At 39.9% G+C, this 2129-nt stretch carries 1 protein-coding gene and 1 pseudogene; both read right to left on the bottom strand.

The genetic code is table 11. The annotated features are described in order from the left end of the window. Positions 1–201: pseudogene (locus tag AC1DRF_RS24505) on the bottom strand (group II intron reverse transcriptase/maturase); the annotation flags it as partial. Between the two features lie 79 nt (positions 202–280). Next, entirely contained in the window at positions 281–1525 is a 1245-nt protein-coding gene (ltrA, locus tag AC1DRF_RS24500; RefSeq protein ID WP_427077327.1) for a group II intron reverse transcriptase/maturase, read from the bottom strand. Positions 1526–2129: the final 604 nt, after the last annotated feature.

Below are 2129 nucleotides of genomic sequence, written 5' to 3'. Positions count from 1 at the left end.
GTCTTTACTGGGTTTAATTAATAACTTATTGCCTTGTTCCGTTTTGTATTGTCGGAGTGAAAAACCAAGGAAATCAAACCCACTTTCGATATGTGTAACTTTGGTTTTATCTTCACTCAATTTAATTCCTCGCTTTTGTAAGTAAGGATTGAGTTTCTGATACATACTTTCAGCTTGTTCCTTCGTTTCCGTTACGATGACGAGGCAAGTAGACCACTGGAACCTCCCCAGCAGCCTCTCTCAGAACCGGACGTGAACCTCTCAGCTCATCCGGCTCCCATTATTCAGCCGTAGGCTTGATACCTAATTCCCAGTGTTTAAAAAGTCTGGGATTCTGTTTTGCAATTCTTCCCAAAAAGTATTCTGCCTTTTTCTTATGGCGTGTGAGCCTTTTATATTTCTTTCTTGCCCACATAATTAAGGCTTTATTGATATGCCTTAATGTTGAGTACATCTCGGATTTGTAGAATTTCCCATAGTAATTAATCCAACCTCTAATTTTTGAGTTAAACATATTTGATAGGTCCGTAAGGTCCTTTTCTGCTTTTAATTGTAGTTTCCATTCCCTTACGTTTTGCCGAATTGATTTCTTAGATTTATTACTAATGGCAGGTGTAAAGCCCACAAAGTGTTTTCCCCATCTATTCTTTACCAGTCTTGGTCTGAACGTATACCCTAGAAAATCAAACGCTATGGTTTCATAGTTTCCTTTTCTATCCTCATCCTTACAGTATACAATTCTGGTTTTAGTTGGATGTAGCTCAAGCTTACAGTCGTTCATTCTCCTATTTAGGGATTTAAGCAGCTTTCTTGCTTCACTTTCTGTCCTGCAGTGGATGACCGCGTCATCCGCATACCTAGCGAACGGATTGTTTGGATGATTAATAGACATCCATTTATCAAACGTGTAATGAAGAAATAAATTTGCTAATACTGGACTTATAATTCCTCCTTGAGGCGTGCCAGATGTACGCTCTTTTATACCTTCTTTCGCGTGAAAAGGTGCCTTTAACCATCTTTCGATGTATAACTTTACCCATTTTGTTTTAGTATGCTTTTCTACTGCTCTCATCAGTAACTGATGGTCAATGTTGTCAAATAAACCTTTTATATCGAATTCTAGAACCCAGTTATATTTCCAACACCTCTTGCGAGTAATCTCTATTGCTTGAATAGCACTTTTCCTAGGTCTATACCCATAGGAGTCCTCATGGAAGAATGGTTCCACAGAAGGTTCGAAATACAATTTTACTACCATTTGTGCAATTCTATCCGTAACTGTTGGGATACCTAATACTCTCGTACCCCCAGCTTTCTTCGGTATTTCTACAGCTTTAACTGCCGGAGGAAAGTAACTTCCTGAGGACATCCTGTTCCATAGTTTATAGAGATTATCCTTTAGATTCATTTCGAATTCTTCTATTGATTCTTCATCAATTCCTGCTGACCCTTTGTTTGCTTTTACTCTTAGAAAGGCTTCATAAACTACCTTTTTTGATATAGCATATGGCTTTGTTTTATCCATAAGTTCCTCCCACTTAGATGGTTGACTTGCCAATAAAACCGAATAATATAACCCCTTTGCTCCATCTCCGTTAGGAGACTTCCTTGCTACTACGAGTTATTCCGCCCCTATACATGGCATTGGTACTCTGATTCTTGTGGGGCCTCCACTTGTAATCTCTCCCTTAGCATCCATGTCGTAGGTTCCCACGTTCCATACTAAAGCCTATATTAAGTTCACGCCACCTTTATACCGGTCACCGAACGGACAGTAAACAGGTTTCCTCCGAACTTATCCTGAGTTAACGACTCCCCCTCAGTTTTGATGACGTTAATACGCTTTCGATACTTCGTCAGTGGTTCAATGGCTTTCGTCTCCTTAATACACACCTGACAGAGTCTTGCTCTGCCTTTTCCCTAACGCTCAATACCATAGCTTTTGACTATAGCACCTTAGGGTGGTTTGCAACCTCTACCTGTATAGCGATTGCGAGAGGCCTTCTCTCATCTTAAGTGCAGCATAGCTTGCTAGAGTGCTTTTCAAGCACTTAGTGTTTGCTTTCGTGGCACACAGTCATCTGCGTAAAGAATACGTCCTATTTTACATTTGGGATCGATTTTATATC

The organism is Priestia sp. P5_B4, assembly GCF_056400385.1.
This window is presented reverse-complemented; position numbering and strand designations above follow the sequence as displayed.

What these genes read in the sequence shown, in the direction of transcription:
- ltrA (WP_427077327.1), bottom strand. Translation starts at nt 1,525, where the DNA reads ATGGATAAAACAAAGCCATATGCTATATCAAAAAAGGTAGTTTATGAA.